Here is a 25126-nt window from a genome sequence, read left to right on the forward strand (position 1 = left end):
AAACATACACAATTACACACGTATCTACATAAGGAAGTCTTTGGCATTATAGGGCATTCAATGGCAAGGAATGATATACCTGCTAAATGATTGAAATTCGGTTGTTTTGCACAAAAACAAAAGACAATGATTTTGGACGGATTTTCTCTCTTTTTCAAAGCTGACTTTAATGCGACCGATAGGGAGTTTTTTCTGTTCACCCGAACAGAGCAAGTTGTGTTTTGAGATGCTCAAAATATTTTCCGCATCTCAAAACCACTTGCCCTTGCAGGGAGCTGAAAACCCCTCCAAAGTCGTGGTTTTTCATGTTATTCTATTTCAACTTCTCTACAAATTCTGTTGGACTTTCATTGTATAAGTCTTTAAAACATTTAGCGAAGTAGGAAGGTGATGAAAATCCTATTTCATAAGCAATCTCTGAAATGGTTTTGGTGTTCTGCATTAGTAGTTGTTTGCCTTGTTGTACTCGAATGATTCGGATAAGTTCATTAGGTGAATAATTGGTCAATGATTTTATTTTTCGATAGAGTTGTGAGCGAGAGAGTCCAAGAGCTTCTGCCATTTCATCAATATTCAAATCGGGGTTGGTAATTTGTCTTTGAACATATGTTTTAAATTCGTTAATAAAAAGTTCTTCTACTTTGCCAAGAGACTCTTTTGAGGAAATATCAAGTAATTTACTAGAGAAAATTTCTTGCATTTTCTTACGATTTTCAATGAGTTTTCTTACTCTAACAAGTAGTAAATTCGTATTGAAAGGTTTGGAGATATAAGCATCAGCACCGCTTTCAAATCCAATTTGTTTCTGCTCATCTAAAGAATAGGCTGTAAGCAAAATCACAGGAATATGATTGGTTGAAAGATTGGTTTTCAATAGTTGACAAAGTTCAAATCCATCTTTTTGGGGCATCATTACATCGCTAATAACTAAATCGGGCGTATATTTTTTGGCTTTTTTAAATCCTTCTTCGCCATTAACTGCTTCAATCAAATTAAATTCGTTACAAAGAATATGACAGATAAATTTACGCATATCTTCATTGTCTTCCACAATGAGAACCAAAGGTTTGTCAGGCAGCGTAGATTCGGAAGAGAGATACATTTTTTCTTCGTTATTTGAAGAGGGTTGAGCTAACAATTTCATTTGTGTTTGTAAAAAACTCGTTTCGTAGATATCCTCCGATATTTCGCTATGTTGACTAGGTAAATGCACCGAAAAAGTAGTTCCTTCATTGCAGTCACTTTCCACACTAATTGTTCCTTTATGAGCCCACACCAATGATTGTGTTAAAGCCAAACCAATACCTGAACCTTCACTATTGGGATCTATTTTGTAAAAATGTTCAAAGACGTCTGTCAATTTATCTTCCGGGATATAAGATCCTGTGTTGGAAATAGATAAACACACTCCTTCATTTTCTTTCGAAAGAGAAATAACTATTTTTCCGTTATAATTGACAAATTTTAAGGCATTGGAAACCAAGTTAAAATAAATTTTTTCCATTTTTTCTTTGTCAAAAATAATTTCAAAGGAAGTTGCTTCGGCACGAAAAACAAAATCAATATTTTTTTGTTTTATCCAATTTTCAAAAAATATGTTGATTTCTTCCAAGAATATTTTAAAGTCGGCTCGTACAAAACACATTTTTATTTTTCCGCGTTCGTAACTACGAAATTCGATAAGTTCAGAAATGAGAAACAATAAGCGATGGCTATTTTTTTGGATAAGTAATAGCATTTCACGTTGTTTTTCAGTCAGTTGTTCGTTTTTCAAAAGTGAATCTACGGGTGCTAAAATTAAGGTCAGAGGTGTTTTGAATTCGTGTGAAATATTGGTAAAAAATACCAATTTGGCTTGTGTTGTATCTTCTAATTGCTTGGTAATAAGCTCTAATTGTTCTTTTTGTTTTTGAAGAATATCGGTCTGCCTTTGAATTTTTTCGTTTTTAAGAGCTAACATTTGTCGAGCTCTGTTTTCGGTTCGGTATGCCCGGATGGTAATTAATAAAAATATCATTACTAAGACTATGGCAATGACTGAAATATAGAAAAGTGTCCGTTGATTGGTGTATTTTACTAAACTTTCGTTTAGAGATTGATTAATAGCATCAATTTTAGCTTGTTTTTCGGTAATTTGTTCTGTTTGAAGTTGTAAGACACGCACATTACTTTTGTCTACAACAGTCGTATGTAATGTATTTTCTTTGGTAAAAGGCCGTTTTTGCAAAATTTTCATCGCTAATTCAACCACTTTGTCTCCTCCCGTTGGGTATAAAAACGAGGCGTTTTGCTTTCCTTGGATAATGTTTTGAACACCCTCGTTCTGTAAGGCATCTACTCCAATGATGAAAGGTTTTCTTCCACTAAATAACAATGAAGCCTCATACGCACCCGAAGCCATTCGATCGTTTAGAGCGAAAATTAAGTCGATGGTTTCGTGTTCGTGATAGATAGAAATCATTTGATTCTTAGCGTCATCTTTCAAGAAATTTCCATATACTTCCGCAATGATTTTTATTTCGGGTGTATTGCGAAGGGCATCTACAAAGCCTTGGTGGCGTTCTGTATCAGGGGTAGAACCTTTCCAACCACGTATTTCAACGACATTTCCCTTGCCACCGAGCACAGATGCGGCATATAACCCTGCTTCTTTCCCAATTTGGTAATTATCTGCTCCGATGTAAGCCGTGTAATTGTCAGTTTTAACTTTTCTATCAACTAAGATTATGGGTATGCCTTGTAGATGTGCCTTTTGAACAACAGAAGTAAGAGCCTCTGCTTCATTTGGAGCAATAATAAGTAAGTCTACTTTTTGATTTATAAATTCCTCAATATCTTGTAATTGTTGTTGCGTATTATCCTTTGTGCTTTTTATAATGACTTGTGTCTGTGGATAGAAAGCTATTTCACGTTTAATTTCCTCATTCATCGCCTCGCGCCACAAGTCGTCACTGCACTGTGAAACTCCAACAATGTATTGGGGTGCTTTCTCATTTTGGCAGGCAAGTAGAATCAAAAATAAAAATAGATATATAAACCTCATCATTAGATACATTAACGAACACAAAGGTACAAAAAATGACCTGCTTGGAGATGCTTATTTCATAAAAATCTTGCTTCGTTTTTCGGAAATATCAAATCACAAAGATTAAGAATACGATTAGTTTTAATAAAAAATAACTTCGATTTTTTTCTTTTTTTTGGAGGTAAAGATATCCACTCAAAGAATATTTTTTTGAAGTTAAATGATTAAGTTTTTGTTTTTAAACGATTTACAAATTCATTTTTTTATTCAAGATTCTAAAATGCAACATTCTTGCTTGTTTTTGACCAATTTTTTACAGTGTCAAAACGTAAATAATCGCAACTTTGTGAAAAATTTAATAGCATATATTGTATATGTATAAATTTAATTAAGTGTAAATTTAGGAACAATATAAAACTATATTAATATGCATCATCTAATAATCAAAAAAATGAACCTGATGTTTTTGATGAGCTTCTTTTGTTGCTATGGGATAATTTCCGCACAACAAGTAAATGTACAAGGAGTTGTAAAATCAAAAACGGATAACGAACCGCTTTTGGGCGTGAGTGTTATTGTGAAAAACAGAGTAGGAATAGGTACAACCACCGATTTTGATGGGAATTACCGCCTCACTGCAAACATGAATGATACATTATCGTTCTCTTATGTTGGCTTTAAGACACTTAATGTAGCCGTTAGTGGACGCACACAAATCAATGTCAGCTTGGAAGAAGATATGGTAATGATTGATGAAGTAGTTGCTGTTGGTTATCGTACTGAACGAAAAGCCGACCTAACAGGGGCAGTTTCGGTAGTAAAAGTCGATGAAATGATGACAGCAGCCGAAAACAACCCAATGAAAGCCTTACAAGGGCGTGTAGCGGGTATGCAAGTAACCAATGATGGAACGCCTTCAGGAGCTGCTACTATTCGTATTCGTGGTGTTGGGACGCTTAATAACAATGATCCTCTTTATATCATTGATGGGGTGCCTACTAAAGCGGGAATGCACGAACTCAATTCCAATGATATTGAAAGCATTCAGGTACTTCGTGATGCTTCGGCAGCGAGTATTTATGGGTCACGTGCGGCAAATGGGGTTATCATTATCACCACCAAAAAAGGAAAACAAGGAGCAATAAGAGTCGATTTTGACCATTATACCACTATTTCTTCTTTCCAATCGCAAATTGAGACTTTGAACTCCGATGAGTATGCAAGGGTACTTTGGAAAGCCTTTAAAAACAGTGGGCAAGATCCAAACACCAATCCTATTGGTATTATGTATGACGAAGGAATAGATGCTTCGGGGAATGCTGTCTTAAATCGTTTACGTTATCCAAGTGAATTTAAAGATAAAATTGGACGTATTTTGCTTCCTGCTGATACTGATTGGTTTGATGAAGTTACTAGAACAGGTGTGGCTCATTCTTACAATCTATCAGTTTCAAACGGTACTGAAAAAGGAAATTATTTCTTATCGTTAGGATATTACAAGAACGAAGGATTAGTAAAATATTCAGATTTTTCACGTATTTCAGCACGTATCAATTCCGATTACAAACTTTTAGATGGAGTTGTTACCATTGGTGAGAATTTAACAATCAATCGCACAAGTGAAGTTGGGCAAAATATCATTGAAGGTGCTGTCATTGCCGCTCCATTCATCCCTGTAAGAACTGCTGACGGAACGGGTTGGGGTGGTCCCGTAGGAGGAATGCCCGACCGACAAAATCCAGCACGTGTTATCCACGATGGGCAAAACAATCGTTTCAACTTTTGGAGAACTTTCGGAAATGTTTTTATCAACATACAACCCTTGGATAAACTTAATTTCCGTTCAAGTTTCGGTCTTGATTATGGTAATTATTTCAAACGAGGACTTAATCACTCTTTCATTTCAGGTTTTTTGGAAGAACCAAAGGCACTTACCTTTTCAAGTTTAGAACAAGCACATTGGCTCAAATGGAATTGGTCAAATACCATTACGTATGACTTTGAATTGGGAAGCCATCGTTTTGAAACTCTTGCAGGTATGGAAATGTTCCGTCAGAACGATACTGATTTTTCTGTTCGTGCGTATGATTTTGCAGTCGAAACTCCAGATTATATGTGGCCTAATTTGGGAACAGGAAGAGTAACAGGAACAGGGTTATCGTCCGGATACAGACTATTTTCTTTCTTTGGAAAGGTAAATTATGCCTTTGCTGACCGCTATTTAGCTTCGGTTACACTTCGTCACGATGGTTCTTCACGTTTTCATAAAGACAATCGTTGGGGAACGTTTCCTGCCTTCAATTTAGGTTGGCGTATTTCACAAGAGTCTTTTATGGAAAGCCTACAAAACACAGTTTCTGACCTGAAATTGCGTTTTGGTTGGGGACAAAACGGAAACCAAGAAATTGGGAATTATTCCATCTACAATATTTATGTGCCTTATTATGGTGTAACAGGAGATTACATATGGAATTCTATTTGGAATACCTCCTACGACATCGAAGGTAAAAATTCAGGGCAATTAGCATCGGGCTTTAAACGCGACCGATTGGGTAACAAAGAACTAAAATGGGAAACTACTGCACAAACCAACTTTGGACTTGACTTTGCTTTCTTTGACAATTCACTTTATGGTTCTGCTGAATATTATATCAAAAAAACCAAGGATATTTTGGTCGAACCTCCATACGCAGGTATCAAAGGTGAGGGAGCACATCAATGGGTAAATGGTGCAGCAATGGAAAACAAAGGTTTAGAAATTTCATTGGGTTATCGAAACGAAACAAGCTTCGGACTGAAATATGACCTTAATGCTAATTTCTCAACCAATAAAAACCGTATTACCGAACTTCCTGAATCGGTAGTTAATGCTTATGGTGGAAACGGAAGAGGAGACAATATTTTGGGGCGTCCATTAGGTTCTTTTTACGGCTATGTAGCTGATGGCATTTTTAAATCTCAATCAGAGGTTGATAATCACGCAACACAAGAAGGAAAAGGAGTTGGACGTATTCGTTATCGTGATTTAAACAATGATAACATAATCAACGATGATGACCGCACTTGGATTGGCGACCCACATCCGGACTTTATCTATGGACTCAATGTCAATTTAGAATACAAAAATTTTGACTTGACATTCTTCTTGCAAGGAGTTCATAACGTGGATATTGATAGTGCTGTCAAACGCCATACTGATTTTTGGTTCTTCGATACGTACTCTAACAAAGGAAAACGTCTTCTTGATGCTTTCGACCCTGTAACGAATCCAAATTCTGATATTCCAAGTGTTTCGAACCTCAACCCAAATGACGAAGGACGCTTTTCTACTTATTTCGTTGAAAATGGTTCATACCTAAAATTACGTAACATACAATTAGGGTACTCTCTTCCACAAAGTTTATTGGAAAAAGTAAAAATGAGTAAAATGCGCTTTTACGTTAGCGGACAAAATTTATTTACTATTAAAAGCAAAAACTTCTCAGGGAAAGATCCTGAAAACCCGAACTACGGTTATCCGATTCCAATGACATTTACCGTAGGTATCAACACCTCTTTTTAACTTTAAACATAATTAAAAAAATGAAAAAGATAATATATACAGCTTTTTTAAGCTCCTCCTTTTTAGTAAGTTGTAATTTCCTTGATGAAACTCCACAAGGTATAATGACTGATGAAGAAGTAAAAACACAAGTTGAAGGATTAGTTACAGCTGCTTATTCAGCTTTGGGTAACGACCATTATGATGTGCCTTTTAGCCTTTGGCCATACGGAAATGTACGATCCGATGATGCTTATAAAGGGGGAGGTGACTTAAACGACATTGGTGTATTCCACTTCTATGAAATCTCCCAAAATATTCAACCTACTTTTGGAGAACCTGATAAATTATGGTTTAGTTGTTTTCAAGGGATTTCACGTGCAAACAACGCTTTGAGACTTCTAAAAGAGTCATCGTTTGAAAAGAAAAATGAACGAATGGGCGAAATGTATTTCATACGTGGGCATTTTTACTTTATGCTGAAAAGAGTTTTTGGACATATTCCTTTTGTTGATGAAAATACACCTGATAACGAATATGAAAAAACACCTAACACCTTGCCTAACGACGAACAATGGGCGTGGATTGTGAGCGACTTCAAAAAAGCCTACGATTTGCTTCCCGAAAATCAGCCTCAGAAAGGACGTGCTAATAAATATGCCGCTGCAACATATCTCGCCAAAGCCTATTTATACAAAGCTTACAGACAGGACGAAGCAAATAACGTAACTTCCATCAACTCTAACGATTTGGAGGAAGTACTAACTTACACCAATGAGGTAATGACTTCAAGTTATGGACTAGAAGAGGATTTTGCTTTCAATTTCCTTCCTGGTGAATATGAAAATGGAAAAGAATCCATTTTTGCTATCCAATATTCTCACGAAGATGGAACCGCTTACGGAAGACTAAACTGGGGTGATGTACTTTCTACCCCAATGGGATTAGGCTGTTGTGATTTTCATAAACCAAGCCAAAACTTAGTTAATGCTTTCAAAACTTCTAACGGTATTCCACAATTTGATTCCTATAACAATGTTAATTACAACGCATCAAGTGATAAGGTTGATCCAAGGTTATTTCATACAGTTGCAATCCCTGGACTTCCATATAAGTACAACACGAATCGTATTTATAAAGAAGATTGGAATAGAAACATAAATATTTATGGTGTATATGCTTCACTTAAAGAAAATGTTGACCCTGATTGTCCTTGCTTTAAGAATATTAATCCATTTAGAGGAAATTCTAAAAATCGAATTGTTTTACGTTATGCCGATGTACTGCTGATGCGTGCAGAAGCTTTGATAGAGTTAAACCGTCATAACGATGCACTTGTATTAATCAACCAAGTACGTACACGTGCCAAACAAAGTACATCACTTATCGGATACGTTTCTAATGTAGATATCGAGCCTTACAGTAATAGTAATTGGACAAAAGAATATGCCCAACAAGCCTTACGCTGGGAGCGTCGTTTAGAATTTGCTATGGAAGGTGAGCGTTTCTTTGATTTAGTACGTTGGGGCATTGCTCACGAAGTACTTAATGCCTACTATATTTCCGAAGCAACCCGACGTCCTGCTATTTATTCAAATGCTCGTTTTACAAAAAACAAAAATGAGTATATTCCTATACCGCAACAACAAATCGGTTTTGTAAAAGGAATTTATAAACAAAATGTAGGATTTTAATAAAACATCTTGCTGAGATACTTATAAACCTTTGTCAGAGATTAAATCTTTGACAAAGGTACTCTTCCTAACTCATTTTTAAGATAATTTGGAGAATAAAATAGTTTCAAGAAGAAGTATTTAGTGATTTTAGAGAGTTACATCTATAAAAAACTTACAAAAGATATGGAATTTTAATCATACACACGAAATTGTTAATGAAAAATATTAGAAATAGTAATTCTCCTCAACAATGATAAATAAACATACAAATATGAAAATAAAAATAGTATTAAGTGGATTGTTAATAACATTGCTAAGTAGCTGTAATTCCACTAGTGATATTAGTATTGACGATTTTGAGTCTGGTAACTTTGATAAATGGAGCATTGAAGGTGATGCTTTTGGTGAAAAACCTATTGAAGGAAGTTATAAAGGACAACAACCTGTAAGTAATTTTCAAGGAAAATTCCTTGCCAATAGTTTTCAAGGTGGTGATGATACGCGTGGGGTACTTACCTCAAAAGAATTTACTATTGAACGCGATTACATAAACTTCCTTATCGGAGGAGGAAAAAATGAAGACACTTATGTTGAACTTATTATCAACGGAAATAGTGTGTATCGTTCGCATTCATTTGTAGAAAGCGAAGCATTGCAGTGGCTCACTTGGGATGTAAAAGCCTATCATAACCAAAAAGCAATTATTCGCATTGTGGATAATCAGCGAGGTGGTTGGGGGCATATTCTCGTTGACCAAATTGAACAAGGAAATAAAGCTAAAAGTGTTTTTATGACCAATTATAAACTATCCTTTGACGCTAATCAAAAATATATCCTTTTACCAATTGAAAAAGAAGCTCCCGAAGTAGCTATTCAGCTCTCAGTTGATGGTAAAAATGTTGGTGAGCAAATGAACGTTCGCTTGGCACAAACTCACATAAATTATTGGTTTCCTATACATATTGATGCTTACAAAAGTAAAAAAGTAGAACTTGCTTTCGCTCCAATAAAAACTACGGACATTTGGTATCAACAAATAAAACAATCGGATACATTTGAGTACAATTACGACGAAACGTATCGCCCAATATATCATTTTTCGCCACCTTATGGCTGGATGAACGATCCTAACGGAATGGTTTACAAAGATGGAGAATATCATCTATTTTATCAATATAACCCATACGGGACGCGTTGGGGTAATATGCATTGGGGACACGCAGTGAGTAAAAACCTTCGTAAGTGGGAACATTTGCCTGTTGCTTTGTTTCCTGATGCTCTTGGGACAATATTTTCAGGAAGTGCCATTATTGATAAAAGCAATACAGGAGGTTTTGGTAAAGATGCCTTAATTGCCATTTATACCTCAGCAGGGAAAAACCAAACACAATCCATTGCATATAGCCTTGATAATGGACGAACCTTCACTACTTACGACCAAAATCCTGTATTGACGGACCCAAATATTGTTGATTTCCGCGATCCAAAAGTATTTTGGCACGATGCATCTGCACAATGGATAATGTCACTGGCTACCTCACAAACCATTACTTTTTATGGTTCTAAAAACCTAAAAGAATGGAACAAGTTGAGTGAATTTGGAGAAGGCATCGGCTCGCACGGGGGCGTATGGGAATGTCCCGATTTATTCCCTTTAACCTATAACGGAAAAACCAAGTGGGTACTTTTTGTAAGTATTAACCCTGGAGGACCAAATGGAGGAAGTGCTACACAATATTTCATTGGGGATTTCAATGGAAAAACCTTTACACCCGATGCAATGAACTATCCACTTTGGCTTGACTACGGACGAGATAATTATGCAGGTGTTACTTGGAGTAATATTCCCGCTACGGATGGTCGTCGCCTCTTTATCGGGTGGATGAATAATTGGGATTATGCTAACAATACGCCTACAGAAAATTTCTGTAGTACAATGACACTTCCGAGAGAGTTGAAATTGGCTCACAATGGCGAACATTTGGTAGTAAGTAGTATCCCTGTGAAAGAAATTAATGAGTTACGTAGAGAAAATCAAAGGTTTGACAATCAGAAAATTGAAAAGAGTTACACTTTTGATAAACTACTCAAAGACAATGTAGGAGCTTACGAAATGGAATTTGTTGTAAAACCACAAGGAGCAACTGCTTTTGAATTCAAATTGTTCAATCAAAATAACGAACAAATGCGTTTTATTTTCGATTTGAAAAATAAAACCTTGGCGGTTGACCGTTCTAAAAGTGGTAAACTTGATTTCAGTGATAACTTTGCTCAAGCTCTTATCAATGCTCCACTTTCAACAAAAAATAACTACAAAATTCGCCTATTTGTTGATAAAAATTCTACCGAAATTTTCGTAAATGATGGAGAAGTGGTACAAACTAACACGATGTTCCCTACGGCAGCGTATAATTCCTTATCATTTGATAATGAGCAAGGCATAATAAGTGTTGAAAATATAAATGTTTATAATCTAAAATAACAAAAAGATGACAAAGAAATCTATTTTAGGCAGTTTATTGCCTGTTATGTTAGCTTTTTTCTGTATGGGGTTTGTTGACCTTGTGGGAGCAGCTACCAATTATGTGAAGGATGATTTTAATTTAAGTGATACGGTTGCCAACACGCTTCCTTCTATTGTATTCTTTTGGTTTTTGCTATTTTCTGTACCCACGGGCGTACTGATGGGCAAAATTGGGCGTCGCAAAACTGTAATTTTGAGTTTGATTGTTACCACCATTTCGTTGGCAATTCCGTTTGTGAATTATTCATATGTTTCGATGCTCATTTCATTTTCACTTTTAGGAATTGGAAATACATTGATGCAGGTAGCTATCAATCCGCTACTATCAAGCATTGTAAAAGGCGATAAATTAGCGAGTTCGCTCACTTTTGGTCAATTTATTAAAGCGATAGCCTCATTTGTTGCTCCTATTATAATGGCTCGTACAGCATTGGCTTATGACAATTGGAAAATATTGTTCCCAATCTTTACTATTATTTCAGTAATTGCTATTGTTTGGCTCGGGTTTACTTCCATAGAAGAAGAGAAACAAGAGGGTAAAAGTGCTTCGTTTGCTGAGTGTTTTTCATTATTGGGTAACAAATTCATTTTCCTTTGTTTCTTAGGAATAATGTGCCACGTGGGGATTGATGTTGGCGTGAATGTTACCGCTCCGAAATTACTTATGGAGCGTGTAGGTGTAAGTTTAGAAGATGCTACTTATGCTACGAGTGTTTATTTTCTGTTTCGTACGATAGGTGCTTTCAGTGGAGCGTTTATTTTATCATTCTTTTCGCCTAAGAAATTTTTTACTATTGGCGTAATTTGTATGGTAGCCGCAATGGTAGGATTTTTTATATTTGACACAAAAACAGCTCTTTATGTGGCAGTTGCATTGGTTGGTTTTGGTAATTCGAATATTTTTCCCATTATCTTTTCACAAGCGATGTATGCTCTACCCAATAAAAAGAATGAAGTTTCAGGTTTGATGATTATGGGACTTTTCGGCGGAACGATATTTCCATTCTTTATGGGACTTGCTACTGATGCGGTTAAATCACAAACGGGAGCATTAATAGTACTTAGCATTGGTGTGGCTTATTTAATCTTAATGACACTAAATTTAAAAGGAAAAACGACATAAGATATTCAAAAAGTGTCGTTCCCTTGCAAACAAAAAGTATAAAAAAATTAATTATATCCAAAAGGCTATTTTCTCAAGAAAAATTGTTCCTTTTGTAAGAAGTATCAAGTTATCAACATATTAAAAAGAAAAACAAATGAAAAGTATAGTTGTAGGTTTGGGAGAAATCCTTTGGGATGTATTTCCTGAACGAAAAATATTAGGTGGAGCACCTGCTAATTTTGCGTATCACGCATCACAATTTGGTTTTGAAGGCTATGTTGTTAGTGCCGTAGGTTCTGATGTATTGGGGCACGAAATTCTACGAAGTTTAAAGCGTAAAGAATTGAATGCACTTGTAGAAACCGTTAATTTCCCAACAGGTACGGTGCAAGTAACCCTCAGCGGGGCAGGTATTCCGCAGTATGAAATTTGTGAAAATGTAGCTTGGGACAATATTCCCTTTACTACCGAAACCGAGAATTTAGCAAAAAAAACACAAGTCGTTTGTTTTGGCTCACTAGCACAGCGAAGCGAAATTTCTCGGCAAACTATCCACAAATTTATTCAAGTTATGCCTCCCGATAGTCTTAAAATCTTTGATATTAATTTGCGATTGAACTATTACACGAAAGAAATCATTGACGGGTCGCTCAAACTCTCCAATATGATGAAGCTTAATGATGAAGAAGTGGTGAAAATAGCGAATCTATTCGGTTGGCAAGGTACAGAGGAAGAAATTTGTAAGCGATTATTACAAGAGTATGGTTTGAGAATCGTGATTTTAACCAAAGGTACACAAGGAAGTTATGTTTTCGCGGCTGATAAGATTAGTTTTGTATCATCACCCAAAGTACATGTGGCTGACACGGTAGGTGCAGGCGATTCATTTACAGCGGCTTTTGTGGCAGCCTACCTCAATGGTCAATCCGTTGAAGAAGCACAACAATTGGCTACCGAAGTCGCTGCCTATGTATGTCAACAACACGGAGCAATGCCTAAACTTGCTGATGCGTTCATAGAGCTTTTTAGAAACAGAGCTTAGAGCTTTAAAAATTAAAATTAATCTGTAAAAAAGGCGTGTTTTCCATTTCGAAAAACACGCCTTTTTTAATTTGATTATAGATGTAAGATTTTTTTGCCGATTTGTAAATAGTTCGTAACTTTGCAACATTGAGTTGCAATGCAAAACAAATAAAATCAATAAAATTGGCTCCGTTACTAAATCGTTACCTCATAGACTTTGAAAAACAAGTAACACACTGATAATAAATATATTGTAAAATTAGTTGGATTTCCTTAGATGAAAAGAACCTAAAATCAAGGCTTTGGATATTTGTCTAAAGATCAGACTCATGTCGCTAAAATTTTCCAAACTTGCTTCCTACGGTCGCTTCGAACAATGGAAAATTTTGACGCTTTATTCGTTGATTTTCTTAACGCCAAATCTCCAATGCCGATGAAAAGTGGTCAAAATACTGAAAAATCAGTGTTTAATCATTAAAAATATATGCAATTAAGTACTAGACTAAAAATAGTAATACCAAATAATTTTTGATACTTGGACTTCAAAACTTCGTGTTAGTCTCAGCGGAGTTGAAGACTTTTATCTCAGTAATTTTAGACTCGAAATTATGAATGTGTCTTCGTTACTTCTTCGTTGTTTCTTCGCTTATTTATGATGTTTTTTTGTAGTAATCAATTACACTTCGACTTCGCTCAGTGTGACATTTAAAATTAAAAATCAATTACTTTAAAATTTCTGTTTTTTCTGTTACATTAGCAGGAATATCAGAAGCCTGAATGATTATTTTATCTCCTGAGAGGTCGGGATTTTGTGTGGTGGCGGTATAAATCCAATCGATGCCTTGTAAAACGGCTTCGCCCTCCTCAACCAACGAACCATCTGCATTTTGGATAATTACCTTTACAGAAACGACCTTAAAATCGTCTGTAGCTCGAATAACAATCGTGTCTCCTGTGTTGCCTTTGTAGTTTGAGACATTGATACTTTCGATTTTAGGTGCATTGAGCAGGTCGGCAACAGCTACGTTGTAGGCTTTTTTGCCTGTGGTTTCGTAAAGTGCCTTTTGATTGTCGTCTGCAAGGACAGCCTTTCCGTAGAGTACCGCCTGTTGGAACTTGGCTTGTTGTTGTTTTTGCTTTTCGGAATCTTCTCCTTTGCGTTTTTTGGGAGCTTTGGAAACAATGGTTTTTCAGTTTCGTTGTGAGAAAACCAAAATATCTCCCACTTTCCCACTTAAGCCGTGGGTTACGATGTTGTTCTTTGATTGTGCCATTTTTTGGGTTTAAATGTTAATCCTAAATTATTTGAAAAGTATATTTTATCCTTTTGCTATGATTTTTTTATTTCCTCCTTCAACCAAAATAGCTTGTTTATTAGTAATTGGGTAAAGGTTTAAAATGTCTTGGTACTTAGTAATAATTTTCTCGACCGACTTTACAAAAGGAAAGTTGGTGTAATGAGGAACGGGATAGAAATTAACAACATTCAAGGCGGAAAAAGTGTGTAAATCAGGAGCTTTTTTAATACTATCCATCAACTTTACATATTCTATATTGGGTGAAAGTATCATTGCCCCTGCGGATTCTCCAATATAAATTTTTCCTGCTGTAATTTGTTCTCTAATGAGGTTATCTGCACCCGATTTTTGCATTTCTTGGAGTAGGAAAAAAGTGTTTCCGCCTGTAACATAAATAAAATCATTATGTTGGAGTTTCGAGCTAATTTCTTCCGTAGTAGCAGTAGAAATATCTAATATATCAACTATAAGCCCCATTTTTTCGAGTGCCCTTTTACCCGCTTCTACATAAAATGTAATTTCTTCTACAAGACTTGCTGTAGGAATAAAACTTACTCTTTTTCCCACTAAATCGCTCTTTATAAATTCCTCAAACAATGGAGCAACATCTTTGAAAGAAGAACATAGAAATAACTTTTCCATTTTAAATCATTGATTTTTAAGGTACAAAATATAAATTATTCTGGGGAATGTAATCCAATTTTATTTCCCTCAGTATCAGAGAATAGAGCAAAAAATCCCATTTCGGGGCTGATTTCTGTTTTGGGTAATATAATTTTTCCGCCATTGGGTTCCACCTTATCTAAGATAGGTTGTAAGTCAGTTTCGGCATTGAAATAAACCATTGTACCATTAATGGAAGGCTGTACATTTTCGTCTTTTATTAAACTGACATTCACACCTTCATTTTCACTCAACAACACTCCCATTTGGGTTCCGTCCATATCAATTTCCTCAATATCAATATTTAAAAGTGCTTTGTAAAAAGTTACTGCCCGAGAAAAATCTGTTGTTGGAATTTCTACTATTGAAATTAAATTCTTCATATATGTTAATTTTTATTATTTCGAATGCAAAATTAGCGGGTTTGTCATTACTAAAATTGTATAAATGCGACAATTATTCCTTAGCATACATCAATGAGGCAACTTCCATCGAGGTATCTTTCCAAAAAGTTTTTGGACAAATCCCTGTGAATTCTTTAAAATCACGAATAAAATGGGCTTGGTCGTAGTAATCGGCATCGTAAGCAATATGATAAAGTTTGTCAGTGGGATTGTTAAGAAGCATTCGCAAGGCGGTTTGTAGTCTGATGATTTTTCCTAACTGCTTGGGAGTAAGCCCGATTTTTTGTGAAAACTTACGTTGTAATTGACGTTGGTAGTTTGGGGTTTCTTTCAATAGTGAACTAACGGAACTATTGCCTTTTGTAGCAAAGAGCATATCAATCGTATTTTTTACAATACAATCGGAAATTTTCTTTTGGCTAAGCATCTCGAAAAGAAGACTTTCAATGACGGATATTCGCTGTTGAGTATTGGTCGCTTGGTTGATTTGTAGTGTTGCTTTTTGGGAGAAATTTTTGTCGAAAATCTGATGTAAAGGCAACACTTTATCTGTTAAATCTTTCAGAGGACATTGAATAATATTAGCAAGTCCGTAGGAGAAAAATTTCACAGCAAAAGTATCTACATTTCCTGTAGGCTCGAAGAAAAAGGGCTTTATAGTATGTCCCAATATCATTGCACGAGGTTGGAGCGTATAACCTTGTTCATCAGTATAAGATTTTACGTCTTCAGCAAGATGAAAAATCATTTCAATATATCCATCGGCAATGGCTCGTTGCTTTTCGGGATTAGGCTCTGCGGGGACTTCCAACGTCCAATAACATTTTATAAAATCGGATAAATCTTTATGAGGAGCAAAAGTTTGGTAATTCATTGTTGAAATGTTTTTCTCGCAAAAGTACAATGTTTTTCAAAATACAATAAAATTAAGTTAGTCTATGGGCTACGATATTGGTTTTTACAAGAAATTTTATTATTACTCAGGTTCTGTGTAGGTTACTATATCAATACCGATGCCATTGGGATCTTTAATAGCGAAATGGCGGTCGCCCCAAGGTTCGTTTCGCAGCTCAATTTCAATGGGAATGTTTTTGTTTTTCAGTTCTTTATAAACTTTATCTACATTTTCGACTTCAATAGTCAGGTAAACACCTTGATTTTGAAAAGGTTTCTGGAAAATAGGTTGTTGGCTCGGGTGGTTGGGAAGCAAAAAACTGATTTCTGCCTCTTGATTAGGAGTGTGAAACAAAAGGTAAAATTCGTTTTCGAAGCTCACACCAAAGTTTAAAATTTCGGTATAAAAGGCTTTGGTCTCTGCTAATTTCTCGGTGATAATTCCTGCGTTTAATTTCATTTTTTCTGAATTCTAATTTTTGGCAAAATTATCAAGAGAGATGAAACTGAAATAGGAAAAAAGGGACGGAATTATAAAAAAGGTATGATTTTCTGTAACCTTATTCGACTAGGAAAACCAACTGCATTCACAATAACTTCATTTTCATTCTTGTCCTTAACTTTAAGTTCAATAATATTGTTAGATTTTGTATTATTATATTTATATGAAAATAAAATTCTGTGAAACTTATATTCTATGTTTCTATTGCTAATATAGAAATATAATTCACTACAATATTTCATAAAAATCTCTGAAGCTATAAACTGATCTACATACCCTTTAGTATTATTTGATTTAAGTTCAAAGAGAATAATTTTTGCTTCATTTTCCAATATCAAAACATAATCACAGCCTTTATGAATGAATTTAATTCCTTTTTTTAAGTAAAATGATTTTTGTTTGTAGTATCTTTCTTCTATATCTAATTTTATTAAAATAGCGTTATCTGGAATTCCTCCTACTATTATTTGTTGCTTTCCTTCTTTGAGGATTATTTCCTTATTATTTGAATCTATTCCTTTTATAACTTTTTTGTCACAAAATATATCTTTCATAGGTTTAATTCAAGTCTATTAAATATTCTAGATCATTAGAAACATTGAATATATCATTTATTTCGTCATCAAAGAAAGGTATTTTTATACCTGTATTAGAAACTTCTAACTTATTAGTTCCTCCTTCATTTGTTTGATAAACATTTACTTTTTCAAAATTTAAAAAATCCTTATGATTATATTTTGATTTATTCTCTTTAAGCCATTTGTCTTTACCCTCAAATTTATTACTAAGAAGAATTAAATTATTTAATTCCTTAACTAAAAAATCACTATGAGTTGTTATAAAAACTTTGATACCTATATTAAGCATTGCTGTAATAAGTTTAGCCATCAATCTTTGATTTCTCAAAGTTAAATGGCTTTCTGGCTCATCTATAATTACCAAATCTTGCCTTTTTGAAAGATGTTTTAAATAGAAATATAAATCAACAATGCATCTTGCAGAAGACGAAGCCAAATGTAAAGGAATATCAAACTTATTTAGCTTCTTTTTACGTGTAAAAAAGCGTATATCTTGCTTATTATCCTTTTTGAATTCAGCTCCCAGCATCTCCTTTATTATAGATAATGCATAATTTGTATCTAGCTCAGAATTTAATTTTTTTATGGCATCAAAATTTCTTGTAAATGAAATGTGATCACGAATAGGGGTAGCATAGTAAGCACTCATTGACAATAGGATATCAAACCTATCTATCTGATTATCTTCTTGTTTTAACTTCTGTAATCCATCAACCAATGAATTTCTTGTTTCATCCAATTCCTTATAAAACAGCGAAATCCCAAGTCTTTCTGCAGTGATTATGACTGGAGTATAGAATATGTCTTTAAATACCAGACCTGATATTATATCCCCTACAATATCTAATACCAAACCAAAATTTAAATCTGTCTCTCCTATGGAAGTAGATACAATTTTTAAACCTTCTTCATCTATGCTTCCTTCAAAAGTAATAGCTCTACCAAGATGAATTTTAAGTTTAGAATGTTGTATTTTATTTGGTATTTCAAATTTTAGTTTTAATACCGATTTTTCAAAAATCTCCTCCTTATCATTAAAAAGATGTTTAAATCTACTTTTAAAATTTTTCCCCTCAGAAGTAATACTTGAATTAATCAATTTGAGTAAATCTTCTTCTTTTATGCTGACTCTACCTTTTTCTTGTAATTCTTTTGAAATAGCCCTGAAAACCTCATAATCAATAAAATCCTTCCACTCTTTTAAAGCTCCATAAATAGAGTATGTTATGTATGTTTTTCCAGAGTTATTATCTCCAACAAGAATCGTCAAATCATTTATATCAATAGAAGTATGTTCTATTTTACCTAATTTTTCTATTGTTATATTCATCTTGTTTTTTTCAATAATAATATTTGGCGCAAAGTTAAAATTTTTTATGATATATTTGCTATGTACTATAAACCTCCCTCGGCGTTACTCCACAAAAAGTTTTAAACTCTTTAATGAAATGCGATTGGTCGTAATAACCCATATCGTAAAATGATGGATTATCAGTGTTTTGATTGGAAATTTTAGCATTCAAAAAAGACTGAAAACGAACTACTTGACTAAAAGTTTTTGCGGTATCGCCAATGTAAAATTCAAATAATCGGCGGAGATGACGAGGACTAATTCCCGTATCTAAATCGCTCACTATCCGTGCATTTCCTTTTGATTTTAAGATGATTTCCAAAGCTTTGGAAAATCGGTTGTCTATGCTGAAATTAGTCTTTTCCAAATGCTCACTAAAAAATGTATCTAATTCATTTTTAATATGTTGAAAACTTTGCGGATTACTGAATTTATGAGCAATGAATGTCGCCAAATCAGAAGAAACTAAATTCAAAAGAATATCATTATTGTTCAATTCTTTGGCGTCTTGTTTGAAAATCAACGGAAAAGCAGAAGGCAAAAATCGTATTCCCACATAGTTAAACTCTTTTCCTAAAGGAAATTCTGTGTAGTTTTTACAAAACCCCATAAGGTAACTTTCATCGGGATTTTCCAACTCAAAAAACACATCAATACAACCATCGGAAATCACTCTATATGTATAGTTTTCAGTAAGTTGTGTTTTTGTTTTAAGTTGCCAATAGCAATAGATGAAAGGCAATAATTTTTCATCAGGAAAGATTTCTGTATAAACCACATTTTCAGCCAATTGAATAATCGTTGGCTGAATGGGTTTGTAGTAATTTCGTATATTCAAAGAGGATTGCAAGAAGTATGATTTTGAGGCAAATTTAAAAACTTTTCTCTGTATTTCAACATTTTACAAAAAGAATGAGTATCTTCATATATTTCATAAATTTGGAATTTATCAAAGACAATCATCACATTTGCATTTCATTTTTGAGAGTTCTACTTCAAAAGTTGTATGATGGATATTTTGATGCTCAAGTGTGTGCTTTAGTTCTTTTTTAGCTTTCTCCATTTCTTCAAATGTGGTGTTGTCCTTTACTACCAAATGAGCTGTCAGTGCGTTTTGCGAACTACTTAAAGCCCAGATATGTATGTGATGTACCGAACAAATTACAGGGTGCTGTTCTATAATTTCTCTGATTTTATCGACCTTAATATTTTGCGGAACTCCGTCAAGAATTAACTTAACGCTCTCCATAAGCAAACGCCAAGTGGAAATAAGAATAATTACCGCAACAAGGCAACTTGTTATCACGTCAGCAATATTCCACCCAGTAAAATAAATTATTATCCCTGAGATAATTACACCAACGGACACTAACGCATCTACCAATAAATGCAAAAACGCCCCTTTTATATTAATATCCTCTTTTTGTCCTTTATGGAAAAGAAAAGCAGAAAGTGTATTGATAATAACCCCAATAATAGCGGTAATAATAATCACACTGCTGGTCATTTCGGGGGGAGATTGGAATCGCTCAACAGCTTCAATAATAATTTTAATAGCAATGTACACCAGCAACAACGCATTGATGAGAGACGCTAAAATAGAAGCCTTTTTGTAACCATATGTAAAGGAATAAGAACTCGCCTTTTGTGCCAATTTAAGTCCGATGAGGGAAATTAAAAGACTTGCTACATCGCTCAAGTTGTGTGTTGCATCTGAAATAAGTGCCAATGAATTTACTCGAAAACCCGCTACAAACTCAACGATGGTGTAAATCAAATTCAGCCCGATACCCACATAGAAAGCTCGGCTGATGTTTTCCAAATGGCTCACCGAATGATGATGGTGATGATGCTCTTCGTGTAGATGTCCCATTGTTTTGTTGTTTTTGAATAATTTACTTTAACTTTGTACTTATATTAATTTTTTTCCATCTTTTTTCCAACGATATTTTATAAATTGTTCAAATTCATCCTCATCAGCATGTTCTAAAACAATTACTTGAGGTTTATATCCACACTCTTTTTCAGTATCCTCAATTTCTTGAGAAATTACCTTAAATATATTCTTAACTTGAATAATATTATCATCAATAATCTTTTGTTCATTTTCAAATTCTTCATCTAATTGTCTATAAACTTTCGGAAAATATACCTGACTTGGTTGATCCAATATCAAGATTGATGGAATTTTAGATGATTGGGTTACACTGTGAAGATATAAAAAGCCTAGAAAAGTGGATAGGTGTATTGCTAGCCAATTTGAGCCACTTCCCATTTCTGATAATAAAATATCTTCATTATTTTTTACCTTATATTTCAAACTAAATTTTTCTAAATCAAAAGATATTTCTCCTGGTTTAAATTCTTCTTCAAAATCAAGCTTTTTACAAATAGAGGTCATTTTTGTACTTAAGGTTATTTTTGCTTTCTCCAACTTTTCTTTGAGATTATATGTAACAAGCTTATCCTTAATACTATTAATTTCAGTTTCCAATTCAGAATAATCACTTTTATTATTCAATAAAATGTCATTCCTTTTAATGAAATTTAAAGCATTAGCTTCTGTTTTACCTTTTAATAACAATCCTCTTTCATACTCGTCCCTAGTATTAAACTTTGATATAATTTGTTTATTTAAATTATCTGCTTTATTCCTAAGATTCCTTATATCTTTCTTCAATCTATCTCGTTCATTTTGTAACCAGATAGATTGTTCGGACATATCATTTACATATATTCCTATCTTTTTGAACTCATCCTCTAACATTTCGTTAGATTTCTTTATGGTCAAAATCTTCTCATTTATTTCCTTAACCTCTTGCTCACAAAGTGGGCAAGAAATTTGTCCAACATTTTGTTCAATTGATGCTAGTGCTTTTAGTCTGTCGATACTTTTTGAATAATTTTGAGATACATCATTATTGGACTCTATTGTGTAAATCAAGTTTTTGACTGAATATAGCTCTTTGTTCTTCTCAAATATTAAATTATCTATTTTCTTCAGTTCTTCATTGAAATTTTGATCGCCTAATGAGTTTATATTGGGTAATGGTAAATCTTTAGCTAATTTTTTAAGTTCTGATAAGTCAATATCATCTGGTAGTTCTTTACCAATTATAGTATAGTATATTGATATAGAATTAAAAAGATCTTCTCTTAATTGTTTATTATCAATCTTCAGTTTCTCATCAATCTTTTTCTTTTGATTCAATTCTTTTTGCTTACTTTCTAATGTTCTCTGTAAATTAAAAAAGTTAGCATCTCCCCACCCCATTAATATAGGATAATCATCAATTGTTTTTTTTCTTTTATAAAAATCGTCGAACCTATAAAATAAGCTATGTTTATTAGCAATCAAATTTTGATGTTGAAAAATAAAAGGAATGAAACTCCTCATTGTTACTTTTCCTCCCGATTTCCTTTTATCCTCATCTTCGCTAGTTCTCGTATCCAAAACAGAAATTCCTATGTGTTTTTCAAATTCCTTCTTAGCCTCTTCTATATCAATTTGATTTTTGCCTTTAAAGTACTCCTTTGAAAAATTTTCTATGAATTTCAAATTAGTTTCAACATTAAAGTATATTTGACTACTATTTTTATTTCTTGCAATTACTAAATATTTTTCTTTTACTCTGATAATTAAACAATAAAGATTTGTCCAATCCGTTATGATTCCCTTTGGAATTGTTGATTTTTTAGCAAATAGACAATAATCAATAATTTCGATTATTGCACTCTTACCTGTTTTAGAGTCTCCTGTAATTATATTCAGTCCATCACTAAATTTTAGTACTCGTGACTGCCCATTATCATCGAAAAGAAATATACGGAATATTGATGCTTGCATAATTTTATAAAGTAAAAAATATCTTTCTATAATCTTCTTTTGAAAAAATAGAGCCCAAATTGAATGCTGCTTTATAGTAATCTCTGAGCATACTATTCTCTTCTTTTGAATAAGTTAGTTCTTGATTATTTTTTAAAACTAAATAATCAGCAATTTCAATATTGTAGGTATTAGATAGTGTAATCAAAGCCTCTTTCGTTTTTCTTTTGTAATTATTCATAAGATTATCTATTATAATCAACTCTCTTTTAACTTCTTGATTTAAAAGAGTATTTAATGTACTCGTCTTTTTACTATTTATAAGTTTGCTCCTTATTATATCATTATAAACCATTGGAAGAATAAAATATATAAGTTCTACCTTTAACTGATTACTTTTTGAACCAGCTAAAGCCATCAACAATAACTTAGAAGTAAACAAAGGGTTAAAAAGAATATTTTCTATCTGCTTTATGTTCATATATCAGTTTCTTTATACAACCATTCGAAATCAGTAGTTTCATTTATATTATAAATTCTGCCATTTCTAAAATACATTTGAGTTCCTCTACATCCATTAATTTCTCCATGAGGCTTCTTGATACAATTGAAATAAACCTCTCGTGATTTTTTTATGTAAGTATCATCTTTGAAAGATTCAATTGACAAGTCATATAAGGCAGATCTTTTTTCATTTTCAATTTCATATTTTATACCTGATTCATAGGATATTACATTCTCTTTCAATGTAGGGTTTATTTTTAAAATTTCTTGATAAGCCTGCTCTGATCTAGCATAATCTTGAAAAGCTTGATGTAAATCGTTTTCTCGAATTGATATTGATTTTAATTTTTCAATAAACTTGTACCCCTTTATTAGATTTGTATCATCTCTTTTGGGTTCTTCAATTTTAGGAAAAGGAAAATAATCTTTTGTATATTTTGATAAATTAACTCGCAAATCCGAATTGAAGTCTGTAATATTAATCTCCCACTTATCGGAACCATCTATAGCTCTTGAGACAAGATATCCAATAAGTACATCAATCGCTTGTCTTCTAAATTCATCAGGTATTAATTTGAATGCTGAGTGTTCCTTCAATTGTTTAAATTTTTCGCCAATTTTCGGTTTACTAGCATCAATGGTAAACTTTTCTAAAATATCTACTAAATTAGCCTTAGATATCTTTTCAGTATCAAAAATTATATTTTTAAAGTGCTTGGAAGTTTCTGAAACACGATGATCCTCAAGCTTACGATATTTATTTTTTCCGTCAAGTTTATTCCAGCCATAGAATATACTATCCTCTGGTATTTCTTGTGTAGTATGTAAAATAAACTTATCATTTGCTTTTAATTTAGAGTATTCAACAACAATATTTTTCAATGTTTTCCAAACGTCAACAGAATTACTAGTAAGATTTGATTCTCCTAAATGATGTTTAACTTCAATGGAATCACCTCCATATTGAACATCTCCAAAACATTCGATATACACATATTCCCCATTTTTAGCATTCAAACAATATTCTAAAGCAATTAATTTTTGATATTCAAATCCTAATTGCTTTTTAGTGGAGTCATTATTTAAAGTTTCACGCATATTTTATCATAAAATTACAATGTTTTACCTATAATAAAGATACTCTAAAAAACTTTCATATCTTTCAATCTCAGTTATACTCGTGTTTCATATCTCTCGCAAAGATATAATTTTTTCACAACAAAACCCTTACATCTCGTAAAATCTACTAAAAAACGAAAAAACTACCCTTTTCAGGATAGTTTTTATTAAGTTTGTTCTAATTACTTCAACTCTCCAAACTTGCCTTGTTCAAAATCTTGGAAGGCTTGTATGAGTTCTTGGCGGGTATTCATCACAAACGGACCATAAGCTGCAATGGGTTCGGCAATGGGTTCTCCACTAAGTACTAATATCAAGGCATCAGAAATGGCTTCCACAGTGAAATTTTCACCATCGTTTTTGAACAAAACAAAGTGGTCAGCAGCGACTTCCTCCTGTTCGTTTACGCGGATACTTCCCTTCACCGTTACCAAAGTCGTGGTGTAATGTTTTGGGAAAGAAAATGTGGTTTTTCCTCCTCTTTGCAAACGCACATTATACATATGGATAGGACTAAAAGTAGAAGCCGCACCTTTCACGCCGTTGTATTCCCCTGCAATAACTGCCACTTCGCCATCGGCTATCGGAACTTTGGGGATATCCGCATTTTTTATCGCCTGATACTTAGGCGGAGTGGTTTTGTACTTTGCCGGAAGATTCACCCACAACTGCATCATATGGAAAAGTCCGCCCGATTTACTCCACTCGGTTTCGTGAAATTCTTTGTGCAAAATGCCATTTCCAGCGGTCATCCATTGTACATCGCCCTCTCCGATTACTCCGCCTCCACCTGCACTATCCGCGTGTTCTACCTTGCCTTTGTAAGCGATGGTTACGGTTTCAAAACCTTTGTGCGGATGCACATCTACCCCTTTCGGAATTTCACTCGGTGGGAAAGCATACGGGGCATTGTAATCCATCATTATAAAGGGATCCATACGCTCCATAGAAGAAGTTCCAGGAATGAAATTATGCACGCGAAATCCGTCTCCCACAAAATGCGGTGTGCCAGGACGAACGATTTTTTCTATATGTTTGGTGTTCATAGTGTTCTTTTTTTGATTTGTTATTTACTGTTTTACAAGATATTAAC

Annotated in this window: 19 protein-coding genes; 5 read left to right on the top strand and 14 right to left on the bottom strand. The window is 33.8% G+C overall.

Translation table 11 applies throughout. The annotated features are described in order from the left end of the window. Nucleotides 1-313: 313 nt before the first annotated feature. Nucleotides 314-3046: a substrate-binding domain-containing protein gene (locus CGC48_RS02695; RefSeq protein WP_232780539.1), complete on the bottom strand. Its 2733-nt coding sequence runs from the start codon at nucleotides 3044-3046 to the stop codon at nucleotides 314-316. Between the two features lie 448 nt (nucleotides 3047-3494). Here CGC48_RS02695 and CGC48_RS02700 point away from each other — a divergent pair, with 448 nt between their 5' ends. The 5 genes from CGC48_RS02700 (at nucleotide 3495) to CGC48_RS02720 (ending at nucleotide 12913) form a co-directional block, all read left to right on the top strand. Beyond that, nucleotides 3495-6587, top strand: coding sequence for a SusC/RagA family TonB-linked outer membrane protein (locus CGC48_RS02700; RefSeq protein ID WP_394336564.1), 3093 nt, complete (start codon nucleotides 3495-3497; stop codon nucleotides 6585-6587). A gap of 20 nt (nucleotides 6588-6607) precedes the next feature. Further along, nucleotides 6608-8260: a RagB/SusD family nutrient uptake outer membrane protein gene (locus CGC48_RS02705; protein WP_098028377.1), complete on the top strand. Its 1653-nt coding sequence runs from the start codon at nucleotides 6608-6610 to the stop codon at nucleotides 8258-8260. Between the two features lie 253 nt (nucleotides 8261-8513). Then, on the top strand, nucleotides 8514-10724 hold the full coding sequence (locus CGC48_RS02710; RefSeq protein WP_098028378.1) for a GH32 C-terminal domain-containing protein: 2211 nt from the start codon (nucleotides 8514-8516) through the stop codon (nucleotides 10722-10724). A gap of 7 nt (nucleotides 10725-10731) precedes the next feature. Continuing rightward, nucleotides 10732-11889 (top strand): MFS transporter, encoded by a 1158-nt coding sequence (locus CGC48_RS02715; RefSeq protein WP_262482366.1) that lies wholly within the window; start codon nucleotides 10732-10734, stop codon nucleotides 11887-11889. A 136-nt stretch (nucleotides 11890-12025) separates the two neighbouring features. Continuing rightward, entirely contained in the window at nucleotides 12026-12913 is an 888-nt protein-coding gene (locus CGC48_RS02720) for a carbohydrate kinase family protein (RefSeq protein ID WP_098028379.1), read from the top strand. 703 nt (nucleotides 12914-13616) lie between these two features. On the opposite strand, the gene CGC48_RS11935 is transcribed toward CGC48_RS02720, so the two are convergent. From CGC48_RS11935 to CGC48_RS02785, 13 genes are all read right to left on the bottom strand, one after another. After that, entirely contained in the window at nucleotides 13617-13766 is a 150-nt protein-coding gene (locus CGC48_RS11935) for a hypothetical protein (protein WP_317045457.1), read from the bottom strand. Nucleotides 13767-14213: 447 nt separating this feature from the next. Continuing rightward, the gene (locus CGC48_RS02730; protein ID WP_098028380.1) at nucleotides 14214-14834 is read right to left on the bottom strand and encodes a peptidase E; all 621 of its coding nucleotides are present in this window, start codon (nucleotides 14832-14834) and stop codon (nucleotides 14214-14216) included. Between the two features lie 35 nt (nucleotides 14835-14869). Next, on the bottom strand, nucleotides 14870-15238 hold the full coding sequence (locus tag CGC48_RS02735) for a VOC family protein (RefSeq protein ID WP_095917671.1): 369 nt from the start codon (nucleotides 15236-15238) through the stop codon (nucleotides 14870-14872). A 73-nt stretch (nucleotides 15239-15311) separates the two neighbouring features. Then, a complete protein-coding gene (locus CGC48_RS02740) occupies nucleotides 15312-16133 on the bottom strand; it encodes an AraC family transcriptional regulator (RefSeq protein WP_098028381.1) in 822 nt (273 codons plus the stop codon). Nucleotides 16134-16235: 102 nt separating this feature from the next. Further along, nucleotides 16236-16613 carry a VOC family protein gene (locus CGC48_RS02745; RefSeq protein WP_098028382.1) on the bottom strand — a complete coding sequence of 126 codons (378 nt, stop codon included), beginning with the start codon at nucleotides 16611-16613 and terminating at the stop codon, nucleotides 16236-16238. Nucleotides 16614-16684: 71 nt separating this feature from the next. Next, nucleotides 16685-17209: a hypothetical protein gene (locus CGC48_RS02750; protein ID WP_098028383.1), complete on the bottom strand. Its 525-nt coding sequence runs from the start codon at nucleotides 17207-17209 to the stop codon at nucleotides 16685-16687. Between the two features lie 4 nt (nucleotides 17210-17213). Beyond that, on the bottom strand, nucleotides 17214-18563 hold the full coding sequence (locus tag CGC48_RS02755) for an AAA family ATPase (protein ID WP_098028384.1): 1350 nt from the start codon (nucleotides 18561-18563) through the stop codon (nucleotides 17214-17216). 58 nt (nucleotides 18564-18621) lie between these two features. Further along, a complete protein-coding gene (locus tag CGC48_RS02760; RefSeq protein ID WP_098028385.1) occupies nucleotides 18622-19422 on the bottom strand; it encodes a helix-turn-helix domain-containing protein in 801 nt (266 codons plus the stop codon). A 111-nt stretch (nucleotides 19423-19533) separates the two neighbouring features. Further along, complete coding sequence (locus tag CGC48_RS02765; RefSeq protein WP_098028386.1) at nucleotides 19534-20457, bottom strand: cation diffusion facilitator family transporter; 924 nt, start codon at nucleotides 20455-20457, stop codon at nucleotides 19534-19536. 39 nt (nucleotides 20458-20496) lie between these two features. Next, entirely contained in the window at nucleotides 20497-22431 is a 1935-nt protein-coding gene (locus CGC48_RS02770; protein WP_098028387.1) for a DUF3732 domain-containing protein, read from the bottom strand. Between the two features lie 4 nt (nucleotides 22432-22435). Beyond that, complete coding sequence (locus tag CGC48_RS02775) at nucleotides 22436-22891, bottom strand: three component ABC system middle component (RefSeq protein ID WP_098028388.1); 456 nt, start codon at nucleotides 22889-22891, stop codon at nucleotides 22436-22438. Beyond that, on the bottom strand, nucleotides 22888-24012 hold the full coding sequence (locus CGC48_RS02780; protein WP_098028389.1) for a hypothetical protein: 1125 nt from the start codon (nucleotides 24010-24012) through the stop codon (nucleotides 22888-22890). Before CGC48_RS02780 ends, CGC48_RS02775 begins: the two co-directional genes overlap by 4 nt. A 203-nt stretch (nucleotides 24013-24215) precedes the next feature. Beyond that, complete coding sequence (locus CGC48_RS02785; protein WP_098028390.1) at nucleotides 24216-25079, bottom strand: pirin family protein; 864 nt, start codon at nucleotides 25077-25079, stop codon at nucleotides 24216-24218. Nucleotides 25080-25126 lie beyond the last annotated feature (47 nt).

This window comes from Capnocytophaga cynodegmi (assembly GCF_002302475.1).
GTDB classification, from domain to species: Bacteria; Bacteroidota; Bacteroidia; order Flavobacteriales; family Flavobacteriaceae; genus Capnocytophaga; species Capnocytophaga cynodegmi.